Here is a 20,012-nt window from a genome sequence, read left to right as displayed (position 1 = left end):
CAGCCCTCTCCCACGGGGAGAGGGAGAACACCCATCCCGCAGGCCCGGCAAGCGCAGCGCCAGCGGGCAAGAAAGCTACTTCAGCGATCCTTTCAGGAACTGCTGCAGGCGCGGGCTCTGCGGATTCGCTAACACCTCGTCCGGATGGCCCTGCTCCTCGATTTTTCCCTGATGCAGGAAAATGACGTGGTTAGAGACGTTGCGGGCGAAGCCCATTTCGTGCGTGACCACCACCATGGTTTTGCCCTCTTCGGCCAGCTTCTGCATGATGCGCAGCACTTCGCCGACGAGTTCCGGATCCAGCGCCGAGGTGGGTTCGTCAAACAGCAGCACTTCCGGCTCCATCGCCAGCGCGCGGGCAATAGAGACGCGCTGCTGCTGTCCGCCGGAGAGATGCACCGGGTACTTAATCTGCTGGCGCTCGTCGATGCCTACCTTCGCCAGGTATTTCACCGCGCGCTCGCGGGCTTCCTGCTTGCTTAAGCCCAGCACCTGAATCGGCGCTTCCATCACGTTCTCCAGCACAGTCATATGGCTCCAGAGGTTAAAGTGCTGGAAGACCATCGTCAGGCGGGTGCGCAGCAGGCGCAGCTGGTTTTTGTCCGCCACTTTCAGCTGCCCGTCTTTATCCCGCACCAGGTTAATATTCTGCCCGCTCACCACAATCGTCCCTTCGCTCGGCTTTTCGAGGAAGTTGATGCAGCGCAGGAAGGTACTTTTACCCGAACCGGACGAGCCGATAATGCTGATTACGTCCCCCGCGTTCGCCTGCAGCGAGACCCCTTTCAGCACTTCGTGTTCGCCGTAGCGTTTGTGCAAATCAATAACGTTTAATTTGTTCTCAGCCATCATAGTTCTCAGTGCGTCGAAGAAGGTTTTATGTGCTGCAACCAGCGTTTTTCCGCCTTGCGGAACAGGCTGATCAGGACGTAAGAAATGATCAGATAAAGCACCGCCGCAATGCCGAAGGCGGTAAACGGCTGATAGGTCGCGGAGTTGATATCGCGGGCGATCTTAAGCAGGTCCGGCACCGTCGCGGTAAAGGCCAGCGCGGTAGAGTGCAGCATTAAAATCACTTCATTGCTGTAGGCGGGCAGCGCGATGCGCAGCGCCGACGGCAGGATAATGCAGCGATACAGCTTCACCGACGAGAAGCCGTACGCGCGCGCCGCTTCGATCTCGCCGTACGGTACGGAGCGAATGGCACCGGCGAAAATCTCGGTGGTATAGGCGCAGGTATTTAGCGTGAGCGCCAGCACCGTACAGTTCAGGCCGCTGCGGAAGAAGGCGTTGAGCATTTCCGTGCCTTTCACAATCTCCAGCGTGTACATGCCCGAATAGAAGACCAGCAGCTGCACGTAGAGCGGCGTACCGCGAAACACGTAGGTAAACAGCCAGATGGGGAACTGGATAAATTTATTGTTCGACACGCGGCCAATCGCCAAAAACACCGCCAAAATGCCGCCCATCACCACGGAGGAGATCAGCAGCCACAGGGTGATCGCCACGCCCGTAAAGCGATAGCCGTCCGTCCACAGCAGGGATTTCCAGTATTCCTGAATAATCTCAATCACAGGTCAGCCCTCTTCACACCCACGGAGTAGCGACGTTCGAGCAGAAGCAGCACACCATTGGAGACGGTCGTAAAGACCAGATAAATTACGCCGCACACTACCGCAAAGTAGAAAGGCTCCCAGGTGCTTTTTCCGGCGAGCTGGGTGGCTTTCACCACGTCTTCCAGGCCGAGCAGAGAGACCAGCGCGGTAGCCTTGAGGATAACCTGCCAGTTGTTACCGATGCCAGGCAGCGCGTAGCGCATCATGGCCGGGAACATAATCCGGCGAAACGTCTGCGACGCGGTAAAGCCAAAGGCGGTCGCCGCTTCGATATGGCCTTTCGGCACCGCCATATAGGCACCGCGGAAGGTTTCGGTGAAGTACGCGCCGTAGATGAAGCCGAGGGTGATGATACCGGCCACCATCGGGTCGATATCGATCTGGTCCATGCCGACCGCATCCGTGACGCCGTTCAGGGCAATCTGCAGGCCGTAAAAAATCAGCAGCATCAGCACCAGATCGGGAACGCCGCGGATCAGCGTGGTATAGCCTTCAAAAATCAGAGCCAACGGTTTATTAGCCGATAGCTTCGCCCCCGCGCCTGCCAGCCCTATCAGCACCGCCAGTACCACGGAGCTGATAGCCAGCTCAAGGGTGACAAGCGCGCCTTGTAGAATAACGCCAGAAAATCCGTACAGCATACCGCGTGCCCTGTCGTGTCGTGAGTGGTAATCCGTGTCTTTTCCCCTCCCTTTAGGGGAGGGGCCGCACGTTATTTGACGGGGCGGTTAGCCGCCGTAAACGTTGAAATCAAAATACTTTTTCGCCAGCTTGTCGTATGTGCCGTCCGCGCGCATCTCTGCAAACGCCTTGTTCAGCGCTTCGCGCAGCTCGTTGTCTTCTTTACGCAGGCCCATGCCGGTACCAACGCCGAAGAGCTTCTCGTCCTTAATGGACGGACCGCCAAACTTGTAGTCTTTACCGACCGGCTGTTTCAGGAAGCCTTCGCTCGCGGCGACTTCGTCCTGGAACGCGGCATCAATGCGGCCCGCCGTCAGGTCAGCGTAAATGTTTTCCTGGCCCTGATAAGAGACGATTTCAATCCCTTTCGGCGCCCAGTGCTCGTTGCCGTAGGTTTCCTGGGTGGTGCCCTGCAGGACGCCCACGCGCTTGCCTTTAAGCGATTCAAGGGTTGGCTGGATGTCAGAGGACTTCGCCACGACCAGGCGTGAATCGGCCGCATAGAGTTTGTCGGTAAAGGCAATCTCCTGCTGGCGTTTTTCGGTGATGGAAAGGGAGGACATAATGACGTCGATTTTTTTGGCTTTCAGCGACGGGATGAGCGCGTCCAGCGGGTTCTCGACGTAGGTACATTGCGCTTTGATGCGTTTGCACAGCTCGTTGGCGAGATCGATATCAAAACCGACCAGCTCGCCTTTCGCATTCTTCGATTCGAACGGGGCATAAGTTGGGTCGGTACCAATACGAATTTTTTGCGGAATTGCTGCAAAAGCCGCGGTGGCGCTGGAAAAAGCCAGAACCAGAGAAAGAGACAACACCAGTTTTTTCATATCTATCCTCAACAAACTGTCTTTATACGGATTTTTTACGACGACGGGGTGCTGTTAATGTGCCATTAATTCCCTCCGACAGGCAAAGGATAATGCCTTTCATCCGGAATTTTTTGCATTATTAGTGCTTAACTATGCACGCTGCGATCCAATACGGTGCACGCTTCGCACCATATTGGATCGCTTAAGCCCTCAATGCACCATAACGGGGCATTGCGTCGAAACGTTAGTCACCGTAGACGTTGAAGTCGAAATATTTTTTCGCCAGTTTGTCGTAAGTCCCGTCTTTGCGCAGTTCGGTAAAGGCTTTGTCGAAGGCCGCTTTCAGCTCCGCATCGTCTTTACGCAGGCCAATACCGGTGCCGTCACCAAAGTACTTTTTATCCTTAACTGACGGACCTGCAAAGGCGTACTCTTTGCCCGCCGGCTGCTTCAGGAAGCCTTCGCTTGCGGCCACTTCATCCTGTAACGCCGCGTCGAGGCGTCCGGCAGTGAGGTCAGAATAAATCAGATCCTGGTTCTGATAAGGAACAACGTCTACGCCCTTCTCACGCCAGTTCGCGTTGGCATAGCCTTCCTGGGTTGAGCCCTGAAGCACGCCCACGTGCTTGCCCTTCAGCGAGTCGATGGTTGGCTTAATTGGTGAACCTTTTGCCGCGATCAGGCGCGAGTCCGCCGCGTAGAGTTTGTCAGAGAAGGCGATCTCCTGCTGACGTTTTTCGGTGATGGAGAGAGAGGAGATAATGGCATCAATCTTCTTGGCCTTCAGCGACGGGATCAATGCGTCAAAGTCGCTGCCCACCCACGTGCATTTCACCTGCATACGTTTGCACATCTCATTTCCGAGATCGATATCAAACCCAACGAACTCCCCTTTTGCATCTTTAGACGAGAAAGGCGCGTAGGTCGCGTCCGTACCGATACGTACCGTCTGTGGAAGCGCTGCATAACTGCCTGCTGCCGCACTTAACCCCACGAGCAAAGACAGAGCCAGAACCGTCTTCTTCATACATTTACCCTCAAGAACCGTGATTTTATTATGGTTTGTGTTGTGTGTTGTGTTGCAGGGCTGTCTTGCAGGTCTTATGCCATATCTTCGTCGGATAAAAAAACAGACGTTAAATATGTTAATAAAACGTTGCGATATTGCCTTAATGGTGAAAGATAGCAGGTCTGCCGAACGAACCGGAGAGGGATAAAGGGAAAAAACGAATTAAATGTCGAGGATATGATCGCGGTTGCAGTTTTGCCCCATAGCAGGGCACGTTGGCTTTTCATGCACTCTGCTTGTGCAACACCCTATGCCCCCTGCCAGCGCGTAAAGAGATCTTCAGGCAGGTCTATATCAAACTGATCCAGCACGCGGTTAACGGTCTGGTTTATCACGTCACCCAGCGTCTGAGGACGATGGTAGAACGCCGGTACCGGCGGCATCATCACCGCGCCAAGCTCGGCGGCCTGGGTCATTAAGCGCAGGTGCCCAAGGTGCAGCGGCGTCTCGCGCACGCACAGCACAAGCGGGCGACGCTCTTTAAGCACAACGTCCGCTGCGCGCGTCACCAGCGAGTCGGTATAGCTGTTTACGATGCCCGAGAGCGTTTTGATTGAACAGGGCAGGATCGCCATTCCGGCCGTTTTAAACGAGCCCGAGGAGATGCTGGCGGCGATATCGCGGGCATCGTGCACCACGTCGGCCAGCGCCTGAACGTCGCGCAGGGAGTAGTCGGTTTCAAGGGAGAGGGTTTGGCGCGCCGCCTGGCTCATCACCAGATGGGTTTCCACGTCTTTAACATCACGCAGCACCTGAAGCAGCCGGACGCCGTAAATCGCGCCGCTGGCACCGCTGATCCCTACAATAAGTCTTTTCATGATTTCGCCCTTGCTGATTACAGGGCTGACTGTGCAGGATTTTGTGCGGAGTTGCAAGTGAGGGCGCCCGCCCTCACCTGCACAGGCCTTAGCCTTCGTTGTGCATCTCTAAGCTTTCCAGATCGTTCTGCAGCTGGACGGCTTTCGCGTCGTCGTTGCGCAGCGAATCCAGATAGTCGAGATACTGCTGGTCAACGTCTTTGGTCACGTAAACGCCGTTAAACACCGAGCATTCAAACTGCTGAATATCCGGGTTTTCGGCGCGCACCGCGTCAATCAGATCGTTCAGATCCTGGAAAATCAGGCCGTCAGCGCCGATGATCTGGCAGATTTCGTCCACTTCGCGGCCGTGCGCAATCAGCTCGTTCGCGGTCGGCATATCGATACCGTAGACGTTCGGGAAGCGAATTTCCGGTGCCGCTGACGCGAGGTACACTTTCTTCGCCCCGGCTTCGCGCGCCATCTCGATAATCTGCTCGGAGGTGGTGCCGCGCACGATGGAGTCATCCACCAGCAGGACGTTCTTATCGCGGAATTCGGCGCGGTTGGCGTTCAGCTTGCGGCGCACGGACTTACGGCGAAGCTGCTGACCCGGCATGATGAAGGTGCGGCCAACGTAGCGGTTTTTCACGAAGCCCTGGCGGTACGGTTTATCCAGAATGCGGGCAATCTCCAGCGCGATATCGCAGGAGGTTTCCGGGATAGGAATCACGACGTCGATATCCAGGTCGTCCCACTCGCGGGCAATCTTCTCGCCGAGCTTCGTGCCCATGTTCACGCGGGCGCTGTAGACGGAGATTTTGTCGATAAACGAGTCAGGGCGCGCAAAGTAGACGTATTCGAACAGGCACGGGTTGCTGACCGGGTTGTCGGCACATTGGCGGGTAAACAGCTGGCCCTTTTCAGTAATGTAGACCGCTTCGCCCGGCGCGACGTCGCGCAAAAATTCAAAGCCGAGGGTATCCAGCGCCACGCTTTCAGAGGCAACCATGTACTCCGTGCGCCCGTCGCCAAGATCGCGCTTGCCGAGCACCAAAGGACGAATACCGTTCGGATCGCGGAAGGCGACCATGCCGTGGCCGATAATCATCGCCACGCAGGCGTAGGCGCCGCGGATTTGACGATTGGTTGCGGCAACCGCAGCAAAAATGTTGTCGGCTTCCAGCGGATAGTGGCGGAAGTTATCCAGCTCGCTGGCGAAGATATTGAGCAGGATTTCAGAATCAGAGGTGGTGTTAATGTGGCGACGTTTCTCTTCGAACAGCTTTCTGCGCAGCTCGTGGGCGTTGGTCAGGTTGCCATTGTGGGCAAGCGTGATGCCATACGGAGAGTTGACGTAGAAAGGCTGAGCCTCAGAGGCGCTGGAGCTGCCAGCAGTAGGATAACGAACGTGACCGATCCCCATATTACCTTGCAGACGCTGCATATGGCGGGCTTCAAACACATCGTTTACCAGGCCGTTCGCCTTACGTAAACGGAAGCAGTTGTTTGCATCAATGGTGATGATACCCGCAGCATCCTGCCCTCGGTGCTGAAGCACCGATAACGCGTCATAAATCGACTGGTTAACCGGCATGAAACCGGCGATACCGACAATACCGCACATTCGTCTTTTCCTCGTTAAGCCACATCTCAGAGCGCATTACGCTCTGGGCAAGAAACTCGACGAGCTTTGCAGATAGTCAAAGAACCACCTGATGATGAAGCTGAACTCTGGAATGAGCTGCGATTTTTGCCAGTCTTCACTTTTTGAGAAACCGGTAAAGGTATCAAGGAAGAACAGTATCGCGGCTACAATCAGCACGCCTCGCAGCGCTCCAAAACAGATCCCGAGTACCCTGTCCGTTCCTGACAGACCGGTTTTCTCGACCAGCTGACCTATCACGAAATTCACGATAGCGCCGACTATCAGCGTTGCGATAAACAGCACCGCGATAGCAATTCCATTTCGGACCAGTTCATCTTCAAAGCCCGTGAACCAGACAGACAGGTAAGTGTAGTAATGACTGGCAACAAAGAAAGCACAACCCCATGTCACCAGCGATAACGCTTCACGTACAAAGCCACGGATCAGGCTTACCAGACAGGAAAAACCAATCACCGCAATGATGGCGTAATCAATCCAGACCATATATGTCCCACGATTTTACGCCCTGTCATCCAGTTCGGGGCGCATTCTAACAGAAAAAGAAAACGTTTGCGTAGGGATTTCCTTCCCACGCGTAAATAAAAAAGGCGCTGAAAAAATGCTCAACGCCCCTCACCCTAACCCTCTCCCCAGAGGGGAGAGGGAACTGTACGATGCAGTATGTTACACGCGCGCTCGGTGCGATTTTCACCCTCTCCCCTTTGGGGAGAGGGCCGGGGTGAGGGGAAGAGATCTTATTAGTTCGCGCTGTAGTTCATCACCACGCCGCTCAGGCCGGAGATCTGCTTCAGCTCGCCCAGCGAGCCTTTCAGCTTATCTTTCGATGCCTCAGGCCCCACCAGAATGCGGGTGATTTTACCCTGCACAGGCGTCGAAGGTGAAGTGTAAACGCGGTATCCCGCGCTGCGAAGCTTGCCGACCAGCTCGTTGACCTTGTCGGCGTTCTTCAGCGCGCCAAGCTGCACGACGTAGGCTTTGCCCGTCGGCGCGACGTCCTGCTGAGCCGGTTTTGCAGGCGGCGTCTCGGATGCCGCTGCAAGCCGCTCGGCCGTATTATCACGCTGCGGTTTCGGCTGAGGCTTCTCTACCGGCTTCGGTTTTTCAACCGGCTTATACTGTTCAACCGGAACCGGATCGATATCGTTACTGCTGCTCGCTGCCAGGCGCGACGGATCGAGCGACGGCGCAGCGGCATCGCCCGCGCGTACCTCTTCAGCAGCCCCTTCCGGCGGCTGTGCAGGAAGCGCCTGCGTTGCGGCCGGAAGCATATCGGGCTCGTCACGATCCCCCGGCTTTGGCACCAGCGGAATGGCCGCAAACTCGTCCTGATAATGCTTTTTCTGCCCGTCGAGCAGCCCCGGGAGGATAATCACCCCCAGCGCCACCAGGACAATCGTGCCTGTTAAACGGTTCTGAAACTTACTTGCCACCGGTTCTCCCCGCCTCCATCACTTCCATGACATGTGCCACGGTGTGGAACGACCCACACACCAGCACGGTATCTTCTGGTTTCGCATCCGCCATCGCGGCACGCCACGCCTGGGCCACGCTCTCAAAGATAGCGCCTTTACCGAGATGTTCCATCAGCTGTTCTGCCGTGGCGCCGCGCGGCCCCTCCAGAGGAGCACAATACCAGCTATCGACCACACTCTCCATGCAGGCCAGCGTGCCGCCAATGTCTTTATCATGAAGCATACCGATAACCGCCAGCACGCGCCCGGTTTTTGGCAGTGATTTGAGACGTCCCGCGAGATAGGCCGCCGCGTGCGGGTTGTGCGCGACGTCGAGAATGAGCCGCGGTGATTCGCTCACCGTCTGGAAACGGCCCGGCAGGAGCGCATTTTGAATGCCTTCATGAATGGCCTGCTCGCTGACCTTTAATCGGCTTGCGCGCAGCGCCGCCAGCGCGGTGGCTGCGTTAGGCTGAGGAACCTGCGGCAGCGGCAGGTTTTCCAGCACGCCCTGCGCATCGCTGAAACGCCACCCGCTGTCCTGAACCTCAAACTGCCAGTCAACGTCGCGGCGCAGCAGCCGCGCGCCCTTTTCGAGGGCCACATCGGCAATGGTATACGGCATATCCGGCTCGCCGACCACGGCAGGCTTACCGACGCGGAAGATCCCCGCCTTCTCGCGGCCAATGCTTTCACGGTCCGGCCCAAGCCAGTCGGTGTGGTCAAGCGCAATGCTGGTCACCACGGCCACGTCCGCATCCACCATATTGGTGGCATCCAGACGCCCGCCCAGCCCCACTTCCAGAATCACCACGTCCAGCTGCGCCTGCTTAAACAGCCACAGCGCGGAAAGGGTGCTGTACTCAAAGTACGTTAACGAAATATCTCCGCGCGCGGCTTCGATTTCAGCAAACGACGCCGTATGCGCCGACTCCGCCAGCTCGGCGTTCTGCACGCGCACGCGCTCGGTATAGCGTACCAGGTGCGGAGAACTGTAAACCCCGATCCTGTAGCCTGCCGCCATGAGCATGGATTCCAGCGTGCGGCAGGTGGTGCCTTTGCCGTTAGTGCCGGCGACGGTGAAGACGAATGGCGCAGGCTTCAGCACGTCCAGACGCGCGGCGACCTGGCTGACGCGCTCAAGCCCCATGTCGATGGTTTTACTGTGCAGGTTTTCCAGATAAGAAAGCCACGCGGCCAGGGGCGACGTGGCTTGTGGAATGCTTTTATTTTCCATAATGCCCGGCTGTCATTAACGGTTAGAAAGCAAAAGGGCAGCGCCAACCGGCCCTGCCCTTTTCAGTTATCAGGCCTCGGGTTCCTGATGCGGTACAACCACGCCTTCACGCGGCTCATCAGGCTGAGGCGACGGCAGATTCATCAGCTTCGCCAGGATGCTTGCCAGCTTCAGGCGCATTTCCGGACGGCGAACGATCATATCGATAGCGCCTTTTTCAATGAGGAACTCACTGCGCTGGAAGCCCGGCGGCAGCTTTTCACGTACGGTCTGTTCGATAACGCGAGGACCGGCAAAGCCAATTAGCGCTTTCGGCTCAGCGACGTTAAGATCGCCCAGCATCGCGAAGCTTGCAGAAACGCCGCCCATGGTTGGGTCGGTCAGCACGGAAATGTACGGCAGACCGCGCTCCTGCATTTTCGCCAGCGCAGCAGAGGTTTTCGCCATCTGCATCAGGGACATCAGCGCTTCCTGCATACGCGCGCCGCCGGAGGCGGAGAAGCAGATCAGCGGGCAGTTGTCTTCCAGCGCCTGCTCAACGGCACGCACGAAACGCGCACCGACTACGGAGCCCATCGAGCCGCCCATAAAGGAGAACTCGAATGCGGCGGCGACCACCGGCATCTCGTGCAGGGTGCCTTTCATGACGACCAGCGCGTCTTTCTCGCCGGTCTCTTTCTGAGCAGAGGCCAGACGATCTTTGTATTTTTTGGAGTCGCGGAACTTCAGCACGTCTTTTGGCTCAAGCTCGCTGCCCAGTTCTACCAGAGAACCTTCGTCCAGCAGGCTATGCAGGCGGTTGCGCGCCGACATACGCATATGGTGGTCACACTTCGGACACACCTCAAGATTGCGCTCCAGCTCTGCGCGATACAGAACCTGGCCGCAGCTATCACACTTCGTCCATACCCCTTCAGGAATGCTCGCTTTACGCGTTGGGGTAATGTTGCTTTTAATTCGTTCAATCCAGCTCATTGATAACCTTTCTGCCTGAACCTGGTCGTATGCCAGTTTTGCTGTAAGAGGCGAATAATGCCATTTTTGCCTCCAACAGACCATGAATGTTGCACATTAAAACATAACAGCCCGAAACTTTGGATAAAAAAGTGGTCGAACCGCCAGCGTGCATTTACTTCGCTTGTTTTGCTGCCGCGCGCCTGTGACGAATAATTTCGATAACGCCAGGCAGTACGGAAAGCACAATAATCGCTACAATCAGTAACTTAAGGTTTTCCTGAACCACCGGCAAGTCGCCAAACAGGTAGCCTGCATAGGTAAACAACAGCACCCACAGCAGCGCACCCACGACGTTATACATCGCAAAATGACGATAGGACATGTGCCCCATTCCCGCCACAAACGGTGCAAATGTGCGCACAATAGGCACAAAGCGCGCAAGGATAATGGTTTTTCCGCCATGACGTTCATAAAACGCATGGGTTTTATCTAAATAGCTGCGACGGAAAATTTTCGAATCCGGATTACTGAACAAACGCTCACCGAACACCCGGCCAATGGTATAGTTGACGGCATCGCCGATAATCGCGGCAATCACCATCAACACCACCATCAGATGCACGTTCAAATCATTGGTCGGTAGTGCCGATAACGCACCCGCCACAAACAGCAAGGAGTCCCCCGGCAGGAATGGGGTAACGACCAGACCGGTTTCACAGAACAGAATGAGGAACAGAATAGCGTAAACCCAGACGCCGTACTGCGCGACCAGTTCCGCCAGGTGAACATCAATATGCAGAATGAAATCAATCAGAAAACGTATTACGTCCATATTGTTTAAGCCTTAATTGCACCGTTGTTTAGTCCGCTAAAAACAGCGGGCCCATTGGCGGTTTTGGCAGGTCAAACCGTTCCGGATAGTCAACCGCAACCAGATACAGTCCTTCTGCTTTCGCCGTGGCTGCCGCAAGCGTTCTGTCCTTCGCCGCCAGCAGGTCTGCAATCCAGCTCTCCGGCTGGTGTCCGGCACCCACTTCCATCAGGCTGCCTACAATATTCCGCACCATATGATGTACAAAGGCATTGGCTTTGATATCCACCACCACATACGCGCCAAAACGACTGACGTTTATGTGCATAACGTTACGCCACGGCGTGCGGGACTGGCACTGCACCGCACGAAACGACGTAAAGTCATTCTCTCCAATCAGGCACTGCGCCGCGCGCTGCATACGTTCCGCATCCAGCGGCTCGTAGAAGTGCGTCACGCCCTGCCCGAGGATCGCCGGGCGAAGGCGCTGGTTATAGATGATATAGCGGTAACGGCGCGCGGTGGCGCTAAAGCGCGCGTGAAAATCATCGGGCACATCTTTCACCCAACGCACCGCGATGTCACCAGGCAAATTCGCATTTACGCCCAGCGTCCACGCGGCGTCCTTGCGAACGGCTGTGGTTTCAAAATGCACCACCTGCCCCGTCCCGTGAACGCCAGCGTCCGTGCGCCCGGCGCAGAAGACGCTTATGGGTTCGTTCGCCACCTGAGTGAGCGCTTTTTCCAGCTTTTCCTGGACGCTGCGCACCTCGTTCTGACGCTGCCAGCCATAATACTTACTGCCATCGTACTCAATGCCGAGGGCAATTTTATGGACCGGCTTTAATTGCACCTCGGACATCAGTACAAATACTCCTGCACCAGCCTCTCGGCAATTTTGACGGCCATCAGCGCGCCGCCAAAGCGAACGTTATCGGCAACCGACCAGAACTGAACCTGCTCCGGCATGCCGTAGTCGTTACGCACGCAGCCAACGGAGAGGTGCGCGCTGCCGGTTGCATCGCCAACCTGCGTCGGGAACTCGCTCTCTTCAGAGAGCACGATGTCTTCGCCGCGGCCAAACGCATCGCGCGCCTCTTCTGCGGCCAGCGGTCGCAGGGCCTCAAAGCCCACCATCTGCGCGTGACCATAAAACACCGGAGACTGTACGCAGTTAGCGGAAATCATCAGGCCGTCATCCTGCATGATCTTGCGCGCTTCATCGACAATCCGACGCTCTTCACGCACGGAGCCTTCGCGGTCGGGCAGCAGCGGCAGCATGTTGAACGCCAGCTGGCGGCCAAAGAAATCGTCTTCGTCAATCGGAATGCCGTTGAGCAGCTTCGCGCTCTGCCCTGCCAGCGCGTCAACGGCCTTTTTGCCGTTCGCGGACGCGGACAGCAGGCTGGTAACGGTGATGCGCGACAGGCCGCCGTCGACGATCAGCGGCTTCAGGGCGGTCAGAAGCTGGCTGGTGAGGCTGTTCGGTACGGCAATGATATTGCGGTTGCGGTAGTCGGCCAGCACGAACGGGTTGACGTCCGGCACCACCAGCGGAACGTCCGGCTCCAGGGAGAACAGGCCACTCAGGTCGATGACCAGACAGCCCGCGTTGGTGGCCTCTTCAACATAGGACGCGGTGGCTTCAGCGCCCGCCGCAAAGAACGCCAGCTGCGCCTGCGTCCAGTCGAACTCGGCCGCATCCTGAACCATGACGGATTTGCCCGCAAAACGCAGGTGTTCACCCGCGCTGTCGGTGCGCGCCAGCGCGTAAATCTCGCCCACCGGGAACTGACGCTCGGCAAGGGTTTCGAGCAGGGCTTCACCCACGGCGCCCGTGGCACCTAAAATGGCAATGTTCCAGCCTTCAGACATGGTGGTTTACTCCAGAAATAAAAAAGCGTCCCTGTCGGAGTATCCAACAGGGAGCGTTAAGAAGACATTAACGTGCCGGATGATGAACGGCGTTAAACCCCAGCTTGTGCAGCAGCGTCGCTGTCGTTGCGTCATCGCACATCACATACAGGGAAGACCATTCGCGGCGTTCAAGATAGTGCTTACGCAGCTTATCAAACTCACCCGGAATACCCGCCGCTTTACGCAGCAGCGCGTCATCGCGGCGCACATCATACACCAAATGTACCAGCCTTTTCAGCGTTGCCTGATCGAGCGGCCCGTGCAGGGTTATGCGGCCAAACTCGGGGGCCGGCAGCAGGGTGTCGAGCGCAACCTGCTGCGGGTGGCCGATAAACGCGCTATAGGCTTCAAAGACCTGGGTGGTGCCGCGCGCTTTCCCTTCCAGGGTATAACCAGCGATATGCGCCGTACCAACATCAACCCTCTCAAGCAGCGCGACGTTCAGATCCGGCTCCGGCTCCCACACGTCCAGCACCACGCTCAGCTCTTGCCCCGCTTCCAGACATTTCAGCAGCGCGGCGTTATCCACCACCGGGCCGCGGCAGGCGTTGATTAAAATCGTGCCGGGCTTCAGGCGGCGGATCAGCGCTTCATCGGCAAGATGAAGTGACTTATAGGGGCCATCCTTAAACAGCGGCGTGTGGAAGGTCAGGACATCGCACTGCGCGACCAGCTCGTCCAGCGTGCGGAAATCACCCGCGTCGCCATTATCCTTGCGCGGCGGATCGCACAGCAGCGTGCGGATCCCCAGGGCTTCAAGACGTTTTTGCAGACGTCCGCCCACGTTGCCGACGCCGACGATACCGACCGTGCGGTCTTTAAGCGCAAACCCGTCGCGCTCGGCCAGCATCAGCAGAGAGGAAAAGACATATTCCACAACGGCAATCGCGTTACAGCCCGGGGCGGCCGAGAAGCCAATACCCGCCTGCTCGAGCCATTTATCATCCACATGATCGGTCCCGGCCGTGGCGGTGCCGACAAACTTGATCGCTTTACCGGCGAGCAGCGCCTCATTTACCCTGGTCACCGAGCGCACCATCAGCGCGTCTGCATCGTCAAGTTCACTAACCGGAATCGGGCGACCGGGGACAGCCTTCACCTCACCCAGGCGGCTAAACAGCTCGCGGGCGTAAGGCATATTTTCATCAACGAGGATTTTCACGTCTGAGTACCTGTTTGAGAGGAAGTAAACCTGCCAAGTGTGCCATAATCTCGCAGCCAGGCATATCACTAAGCCGGGTTTACGCCGAGTATGACTTTAAGGATTTTTGACGATGCAGCCCATTTCAGGTACGCCGCCTCGCCCTCCGGGTGAAGGCTCCGTAACGCCCAACGTCGCAGGTGACCAGCCGCTCTCCACGCAGCAGCGCACCGTGCTCGAGCGACTGATCACCCGCCTGATCGCCCTGACCTCACAGCAAAATGCGGAAGTCTGGGCCGGAATGAAGCATGACCTGGGGCTCCGGAACGATGCGCCCCTGCAGTCGCGCCACTTCCCTGCAGCCGAGCAAAACCTGAATCAGCGTCTGAGTACGGCGCAGCTTAACCATAACACGCGCCAGATTATGTCCCAGCTGACCGAGCTGCTAGGCCAGGGGAATAACCGCCAGGCCGTGAGCGATTTTATTCGCCAGCAGTTTGGCCAAACCGCGCTAAGCCAGCTGACCCCTGAACAGCTGAAAACCGTACTGACCCTGCTACAAAGCAACCAGCTTTCGATTCCTCAGCCGCAGCAGCGCCCGGCCACGGAGCGCCCGCTGCAGCCGGCGGAACATAACACGCTAAACCAGATGGTGAGCAAGCTTGCCGCCGCCACAGGCGAGTCAACAAAGCTTATCTGGCAATCCATGCTGGAGCTGTCCGGCGTGAAGGCGGGAGAATTAATTCCGGCGAAACAGTTTACTCATCTGGTCACCTGGCTACAGGCGCGCCAGACGCTTAGCACGCAGAGCGCCCCAACGCTGAACACGCTCCAGGCCGCGCTCAAGCAGCCGCTGGAGCCGCGCGAGTTCGACGCCATTCGCGATTATGCCCAGCAGACATGGCAGGTTACCCCTCAGTCGGTGCTGACCACCTCGCAGGTGCAGGATCTGCTCAACCAGATTTTTGTTCGCCGCGCCGAGCGCGAAGCGGGCGTGCCGGAGCCACGCAACATTCAGCCGATATACAGCCCGCTGTTCGCGCCGATCGTGGAAACGGTCAAAAATATGTCGGCCCGCCCGGGGCTGATGTTTATTGCGCTGATGATTGCGCTCGCGATTTTCTGGCTGGTGGCTTAACAACCGCCGGGCGGCTGCGCCTTACCCGGCCTGCGATGGCACGGTAAGCGCAGCGCCACCGGTCAACAAGGGCTACGCCCGGCGAAACGCCACCAGCGTTACCACGATCCCGACTACCGCAGAAACCGCCCCCGCCAGGAATACCGACGGATAGCCAAACGACGTGGCTAATAGCCCCGCCAGCGGCCCGGTCACGCCGTAGGAGATATCCTGAAACGCCGCGTAGCCGCCGAGCGCCGTGCCGCGCACCTGCGGGGCAACGCGCTTCACCACCTCAACGCCCAGCGCCGGGAAGATCAGGGAACAGCCGCAGCCGGTTAGCGCCGCGCCCAGCAGCGCAACGGACGCTACGGGTGCCTGCCAGAGCAGCACCAGCCCGATAGTTTCGATGACCAGCGATGCCACCGCCACCTTCACGCCGCCAAAGCGATCTGGCATCCAGCCGAACAGGACGCGCATCAGCACAAACGCGCCGCCAAAGGCCGTGAGCGTAAAGCCGGCCATGGCCCATCCCCGGCTCATGAAGTACAGCGAGACAAACGTGCCGATGACCGCAAACCCGACGCCCTGCAGCGCCAGGCCAAGCCCCGGCTGCCAGATCTGTCCGACGACGCTCCAGAGGGAGGGACGTTCACCCTTGTGCGCAGGCACTTTACGCACCGTGCCGTTAAACGCCCAGGCCACCAGCGGCAGCACCATGGTCGTTCCCGCGAGCGCGGCGAAGCCAAACTGGCTGTGGATCAGCAGCCCAAGCGGCGCACCGGCCGCCAGCGCGCCGTAAATCGCCATCCCGTTCCACGACATCACTTTGCCCGAACGGGACGGGCCCACCAGCCCCATGCCCCACGTCAGCGTGCCGGTCAGCAGCTGGCTTTCGCCAAAGCCGAGGATCAGGCGCCCAACCACCAGCAGCGCAAATTTGTACATTGGCTCGACGGGAAGCAGTGCCGCGAGCAGCCACGCCCCGCCCGCCAGCCCGCAGGCAAACATCCCCTGCAGCGCCGAGCGCTTCGCGCCGTGCTGATCCGCCAGGCGTCCGGCGTAGCCGCGGGTCAAGACGGTGGCTAAAAATTGAATGCCCACGGCAATGCCGACCATCGTGTTGCCATAGCCAAGCTCCTGGTGCACGAAAAGCGGAATAACCGGCAGCGGCAGGCCCACGGTCATGTAGGTCAGGAACACCGCGAAAGCGATGCGAAACAGCGAAACATTCGCAGAGGATGCCTTCTCTGCAGGGGTAACAACCGTCATGCGTAGCTCCGAATAAGCATAAAAAAGGGAGCCCTCAGGCTCCCTTCTACTATACATTCAAAAACTTATGCTTTCAGCTTGCGCATCACCAGCGTGGCGTTAGTGCCGCCGAAGCCGAAGCTGTTGGACATCACGGTGGTCAGCGTCGCTTCCGTTGGTTTAGTCACGATGTTCAGGCCAGCCGCCTGCTCGTCCATCTCGTCGATGTTGATGCTTGGGGCGATAAAGCCGTTTTCCAGCATCAGCAGGGAGTAGATCGCTTCCTGAACGCCAGCCGCGCCCAGAGAGTGGCCGGTCATCGCTTTGGTCGCGGAGATAGCCGGGCTGTTGTCGCCGAACACTTCGCGGATCGCACCCAGCTCTTTCACGTCGCCTACCGGAGTAGAAGTGCCGTGGGAGTTCAGGTAGTCGATTGGCGTGTCAACGCCGTGCATCGCCATCTTCATGCAGCGCACCGCGCCTTCGCCGGATGGTGCAACCATGTCTGCGCCGTCGGAAGTCGCGCCGTAGCCGACGATTTCAGCGTAGATGTGCGCACCGCGCGCCAGAGCATGCTCCAGCTCTTCAACCACAACCATACCGCCGCCGCCTGCGATGATGAAACCATCGCGGTGCGCGTCATAGGTACGGGAGGCTTTTTCAGGCGTTTCGTTGTACTTGGTGGACAACGCGCCCATTGCGTCGAACTCACAGGCCATTTCCCAGCCCAGCTCTTCGCCGCCGCCAGCAAATACGATGTCCTGTTTGCCCAGCTGGATCTGCTCTACCGCATTACCAATGCAGTGTGCGGACGTCGCGCAGGCAGAGCTGATGGAGTAGTTTACGCCGTGAATTTTGAACGGGGTTGCCAGGCAGGCAGACACCGCAGAACCCATCGCTTTGGTCACAACGTAAGGACCAACGGCTTTCAGGCCGCGCGGGCTGCGCATCGCGTCAGCACCGAATACCTGTGCTTTAGACGAACCGCCGGAACCGGCAATCAGGCCAACGCGCGGGTTGTTCTGATACGTCTCTTCGCTCAGGCCGGAATCTTTGATCGCTTCCTGCATTGAAAGATAGGCGTAGATAGAGGCATCGTTCATGAAACGAACCACTTTACGGTCAATCAAACCGGTGGTGTCCAGTTTGACGTTACCCCATACGTGGCTACGCATTCCAGAATCTTTAAACTCTTCAGAGAAAGTGATCCCGGAGCGTCCTTCACGCAGAGATGCCAGGACTTCCTGCTGGTTATTACCGATGCTGGAAACGATGCCCAGGCCAGTAATCACTGCACGTTTCATTCAATACCTCTGTCAGTCGCACTATAGTAAGTTTCGAGTCGCACAATAGCGTACACTTGTACGCCGAACAAGTCCGATCAGCCATTTTCTGCGGAAATTTGCACCAATGCGCCCACATCGTTAAGATCGTGCCACTGCCTGTCGGACGAGTAACTTACGTGAAACAAAACGCTATACAACCCGCCAACCTCGAATTTAACGCTGAGGGTACACCTGTTTCCCGAGATTTTGATGACGTCTATTTTTCTAATGATAACGGACTGGAAGAAACCCGTTATGTTTTCCTCGACGGAAATTATCTCAACGCGCGCTTTCCTGAACATCCCCGCAGCCTGTTTGTAGTAGCGGAAAGCGGGTTTGGTACCGGCCTCAATTTCCTGACCCTCTGGCAGGCATTTGACCAGTTTCGAGCCCAACACCCTGAAGCTACGCTGCAAAGATTACATTTCGTCAGTTTCGAAAAATTTCCGCTCACCGCGCACGATCTGCGGCTTGCGCATCAGCGCTGGCCCGAGCTGGCACAGTGGGCGGAGCAGCTGCAGGCCCAGTGGCCGCAGGCCATCGGGGGCTGCCATCGCCTTATTCTGGACGGCGGGCGCGTCATGCTGGACCTGTGGCTCGGCGACATTAATGCGCTCACGGACGAGCTTGACGATTCGATGAACCAGAAAGTGGACGCCTGGTTCCTGGACGGCTTTGCGCCCGCCAAAAACCCCGACATGTGGAGCGATCATCTTTTTGCCGCCATGGCGCGCCTGGCTCGCCCTGGCGCCACGCTCGCCACCTTTACCTCGGCGGGATTCGTGCGGCGCGGGCTGCAGGCCGCGGGCTTCACGATGAAGAAGACCAAGGGCTTTGGCCGCAAGCGCGACATGCTGGTCGGCGTCATGGAGCAAACCCTGGCGATCCCCGCGCAGGCGCCGTGGTTTGCCCGTCACGCCAGCGCGTCCCGCGAGGTGGCGATCGTTGGCGGCGGGATTGCCAGCGCCCTGCTCTCGCACGCCCTTCTGCACCGCGGCTGGCAGGTTACGCTGTACTGCGCGGACGAGGCTCCGGCAAGCGGCGCGTCGGGCAACCGCCAGGGCGCGCTTTACCCGCTCCTGAGCGCGCACGATCCCGCACTGTTTCAGTTCTTCCCGGCGGCGTTCACCTTCGCCCGTCGCCTGTATGACGCCCTGCCGCTCACGTTTGCTCACGACTGGTGCGGCGTCACGCAGCTCGGGTGGGATGAGAAGAGCCAGCAAAAAATCAACCAGATGCTGTCGCTGGGACTGCCGGATGCCATCGCCCATGCGGTGAGCGCTGAGCAGGTTGCTGAAACCGCCGGGGTTAAGACCGGCTGCGGGGGGATTCAGTATCCGCTCGGCGGCTGGCTATGCCCGGCCGAACTGACCGCCGCTGCGATTGCCCTTGCGCAGTCCCGCGGGCTGACGGTGCACTATTGCCACAGGGTGGAAGCGCTTAACCACTCGGAGCGCTGGGTCCTCGATTTTGCCAATGGGAAACGGGCGCAGCACGCCGCCGTGGTACTGGCAAACGGGCATCACATCAGCCGGTTCACGCAGACGGAAGCGCTGCCGGTTTATCCGGTCGGCGGCCAGGTCAGCCACATTCCGACCACGCCGGAACTGCGAAAACTGCGCCAGGTGCTGTGCTACGACGGCTACCTGACGCCGCAAAACCCGTCTAACGGCCACCACTGCATCGGTGCCAGCTATCATCGCGGCCAGGCTGACGTGGCCTACAGCGAGGACGATCAGCAGCAAAACCGCCAGCGCCTGATCGACTGCTTCCCGGACGCGGCATGGGCGAAAGAGGTTGACGTGAGTGAGGGAGAAGCGCGCTGCGGCGTGCGCTGCGCCACGCGTGACCATCTGCCGATGGCGGGCAGCGTGCCGGACTATGACGCCACGCTCGAGGTCTACCAGAACCTCGCAGAAACCAGGGATAGCGCGGTCAGCGCGCCGGCTTATCCGGAACTGTATATGCTGGGCGGGCTGGGCTCGCGTGGGCTATGCACCGCACCGCTGCTGGCGGAAGTGCTGGCCGCACAGATGAGCGACGAGCCGATACCACTGGACAGAACGACGCTTGCGGGGATTAATCCGAACAGGCTGTGGGTGAGGAAGTTGCTGAAGGGGAAGAAGGTTAAGCAGGGTGCGGCCTGATGCCCTCACCCTAC

At 58.2% G+C, this 20,012-nt stretch carries 19 protein-coding genes; 2 read left to right on the top strand and 17 right to left on the bottom strand.

What is annotated here, in order from left to right; genetic code table 11:
• Window positions 1-75: 75 nt before the first annotated feature.
• From hisP to pdxB, 15 genes are all read right to left on the bottom strand, one after another.
• Entirely contained in the window at window positions 76-849 is a 774-nt protein-coding gene (gene hisP, locus DBY73_RS06365) for a histidine ABC transporter ATP-binding protein HisP (RefSeq protein WP_112010341.1), read from the bottom strand.
• An 8-nt stretch (window positions 850-857) separates the two neighbouring features.
• Complete coding sequence (locus DBY73_RS06360) at window positions 858-1,574, bottom strand: ABC transporter permease (RefSeq protein WP_008502590.1); 717 nt, start codon at window positions 1,572-1,574, stop codon at window positions 858-860.
• On the bottom strand, window positions 1,571-2,257 hold the full coding sequence (locus DBY73_RS06355; protein WP_112010340.1) for a histidine ABC transporter permease HisQ: 687 nt from the start codon (window positions 2,255-2,257) through the stop codon (window positions 1,571-1,573). The genes DBY73_RS06360 and DBY73_RS06355 overlap by 4 nt, the downstream gene beginning before the upstream one ends.
• A gap of 87 nt (window positions 2,258-2,344) precedes the next feature.
• Complete coding sequence (hisJ, locus tag DBY73_RS06350) at window positions 2,345-3,127, bottom strand: histidine ABC transporter substrate-binding protein HisJ (RefSeq protein ID WP_003861421.1); 783 nt, start codon at window positions 3,125-3,127, stop codon at window positions 2,345-2,347.
• Between the two features lie 226 nt (window positions 3,128-3,353).
• Entirely contained in the window at window positions 3,354-4,136 is a 783-nt protein-coding gene (gene argT / locus DBY73_RS06345) for a lysine/arginine/ornithine ABC transporter substrate-binding protein ArgT (protein ID WP_112010339.1), read from the bottom strand.
• A gap of 290 nt (window positions 4,137-4,426) precedes the next feature.
• Complete coding sequence (locus DBY73_RS06340) at window positions 4,427-4,996, bottom strand: UbiX family flavin prenyltransferase (protein ID WP_112010338.1); 570 nt, start codon at window positions 4,994-4,996, stop codon at window positions 4,427-4,429.
• Window positions 4,997-5,084: 88 nt separating this feature from the next.
• Window positions 5,085-6,602, bottom strand: coding sequence for an amidophosphoribosyltransferase (purF, locus tag DBY73_RS06335; protein WP_112010337.1), 1,518 nt, complete (start codon window positions 6,600-6,602; stop codon window positions 5,085-5,087).
• Window positions 6,603-6,638: 36 nt separating this feature from the next.
• The gene (gene cvpA / locus DBY73_RS06330; RefSeq protein WP_045327894.1) at window positions 6,639-7,127 is read right to left on the bottom strand and encodes a colicin V production protein; all 489 of its coding nucleotides are present in this window, start codon (window positions 7,125-7,127) and stop codon (window positions 6,639-6,641) included.
• A gap of 254 nt (window positions 7,128-7,381) precedes the next feature.
• Window positions 7,382-8,074, bottom strand: coding sequence for a cell division protein DedD (gene dedD, locus DBY73_RS06325; RefSeq protein ID WP_112010336.1), 693 nt, complete (start codon window positions 8,072-8,074; stop codon window positions 7,382-7,384).
• Window positions 8,064-9,332, bottom strand: coding sequence for a bifunctional tetrahydrofolate synthase/dihydrofolate synthase (gene folC / locus DBY73_RS06320; protein WP_112010335.1), 1,269 nt, complete (start codon window positions 9,330-9,332; stop codon window positions 8,064-8,066). Before folC ends, dedD begins: the two co-directional genes overlap by 11 nt.
• Before the next feature lie 69 nt (window positions 9,333-9,401).
• Entirely contained in the window at window positions 9,402-10,307 is a 906-nt protein-coding gene (accD, locus tag DBY73_RS06315) for an acetyl-CoA carboxylase, carboxyltransferase subunit beta (protein WP_112010334.1), read from the bottom strand.
• Window positions 10,308-10,461: 154 nt separating this feature from the next.
• A complete protein-coding gene (locus tag DBY73_RS06310) occupies window positions 10,462-11,121 on the bottom strand; it encodes a DedA family protein (protein ID WP_112010333.1) in 660 nt (219 codons plus the stop codon).
• A 28-nt stretch (window positions 11,122-11,149) separates the two neighbouring features.
• Complete coding sequence (truA, locus tag DBY73_RS06305; RefSeq protein ID WP_112010332.1) at window positions 11,150-11,962, bottom strand: tRNA pseudouridine(38-40) synthase TruA; 813 nt, start codon at window positions 11,960-11,962, stop codon at window positions 11,150-11,152.
• The gene (locus DBY73_RS06300) at window positions 11,962-12,975 is read right to left on the bottom strand and encodes an aspartate-semialdehyde dehydrogenase (RefSeq protein ID WP_112010331.1); all 1,014 of its coding nucleotides are present in this window, start codon (window positions 12,973-12,975) and stop codon (window positions 11,962-11,964) included. Before DBY73_RS06300 ends, truA begins: the two co-directional genes overlap by 1 nt.
• A 67-nt stretch (window positions 12,976-13,042) precedes the next feature.
• Complete coding sequence (gene pdxB, locus DBY73_RS06295; protein ID WP_112010330.1) at window positions 13,043-14,179, bottom strand: 4-phosphoerythronate dehydrogenase PdxB; 1,137 nt, start codon at window positions 14,177-14,179, stop codon at window positions 13,043-13,045.
• A 112-nt stretch (window positions 14,180-14,291) separates the two neighbouring features.
• On the opposite strand from pdxB, the gene flk reads away from it, so the two are divergent.
• Window positions 14,292-15,296, top strand: a complete 1,005-nt coding sequence (gene flk, locus DBY73_RS06290; RefSeq protein ID WP_112010329.1) for a flagella biosynthesis regulator Flk — start codon at window positions 14,292-14,294, stop codon at window positions 15,294-15,296.
• Between the two features lie 72 nt (window positions 15,297-15,368).
• Here the strand turns inward: flk and DBY73_RS06285 are convergent, their stop codons facing one another.
• Window positions 15,369-16,547 (bottom strand): MFS transporter, encoded by a 1,179-nt coding sequence (locus DBY73_RS06285; protein ID WP_112010328.1) that lies wholly within the window; start codon window positions 16,545-16,547, stop codon window positions 15,369-15,371.
• Between the two features lie 65 nt (window positions 16,548-16,612).
• Window positions 16,613-17,830, bottom strand: coding sequence for a beta-ketoacyl-ACP synthase I (gene fabB / locus DBY73_RS06280; RefSeq protein WP_112010327.1), 1,218 nt, complete (start codon window positions 17,828-17,830; stop codon window positions 16,613-16,615).
• A gap of 158 nt (window positions 17,831-17,988) precedes the next feature.
• Here fabB and mnmC point away from each other — a divergent pair, with 158 nt between their 5' ends.
• Entirely contained in the window at window positions 17,989-19,998 is a 2,010-nt protein-coding gene (gene mnmC / locus DBY73_RS06275) for a bifunctional tRNA (5-methylaminomethyl-2-thiouridine)(34)-methyltransferase MnmD/FAD-dependent 5-carboxymethylaminomethyl-2-thiouridine(34) oxidoreductase MnmC (protein ID WP_112010326.1), read from the top strand.
• Window positions 19,999-20,012: the final 14 nt, after the last annotated feature.

This window comes from Enterobacter sp. RIT418 (genome assembly GCF_003057745.1).
Classification (GTDB): Bacteria; Pseudomonadota; Gammaproteobacteria; order Enterobacterales; family Enterobacteriaceae; genus Enterobacter.
The sequence above is the reverse complement of the archived record's forward strand: the minus strand, read 5'-3'. Positions and strand labels throughout refer to the sequence as shown.

Bases quoted from the DNA above. Each gene is read 5' to 3' on its own strand.
- hisP (WP_112010341.1), bottom strand. From the start codon at position 849: ATGGCTGAGAACAAATTAAACGTTATTGATTTGCACAAACGCTACGGC.
- DBY73_RS06355 (WP_112010340.1), bottom strand. From the start codon at position 2,257: ATGCTGTACGGATTTTCTGGCGTTATTCTACAAGGCGCGCTTGTCACC.
- hisJ (WP_003861421.1), bottom strand. From the start codon at position 3,127: ATGAAAAAACTGGTGTTGTCTCTTTCTCTGGTTCTGGCTTTTTCCAGC.
- argT (WP_112010339.1), bottom strand. From the start codon at position 4,136: ATGAAGAAGACGGTTCTGGCTCTGTCTTTGCTCGTGGGGTTAAGTGCG.
- DBY73_RS06340 (WP_112010338.1), bottom strand. From the start codon at position 4,996: ATGAAAAGACTTATTGTAGGGATCAGCGGTGCCAGCGGCGCGATTTAC.
- purF (WP_112010337.1), bottom strand. From the start codon at position 6,602: ATGTGCGGTATTGTCGGTATCGCCGGTTTCATGCCGGTTAACCAGTCG.
- cvpA (WP_045327894.1), bottom strand. From the start codon at position 7,127: ATGGTCTGGATTGATTACGCCATCATTGCGGTGATTGGTTTTTCCTGT.
- folC (WP_112010335.1), bottom strand. From the start codon at position 9,332: ATGGAAAATAAAAGCATTCCACAAGCCACGTCGCCCCTGGCCGCGTGG.
- accD (WP_112010334.1), bottom strand. From the start codon at position 10,307: ATGAGCTGGATTGAACGAATTAAAAGCAACATTACCCCAACGCGTAAA.
- DBY73_RS06310 (WP_112010333.1), bottom strand. From the start codon at position 11,121: ATGGACGTAATACGTTTTCTGATTGATTTCATTCTGCATATTGATGTT.
- truA (WP_112010332.1), bottom strand. From the start codon at position 11,962: ATGTCCGAGGTGCAATTAAAGCCGGTCCATAAAATTGCCCTCGGCATT.
- DBY73_RS06300 (WP_112010331.1), bottom strand. From the start codon at position 12,975: ATGTCTGAAGGCTGGAACATTGCCATTTTAGGTGCCACGGGCGCCGTG.
- flk (WP_112010329.1), top strand. From the start codon at position 14,292: ATGCAGCCCATTTCAGGTACGCCGCCTCGCCCTCCGGGTGAAGGCTCC.
- DBY73_RS06285 (WP_112010328.1), bottom strand. From the start codon at position 16,547: ATGACGGTTGTTACCCCTGCAGAGAAGGCATCCTCTGCGAATGTTTCG.
- fabB (WP_112010327.1), bottom strand. From the start codon at position 17,830: ATGAAACGTGCAGTGATTACTGGCCTGGGCATCGTTTCCAGCATCGGT.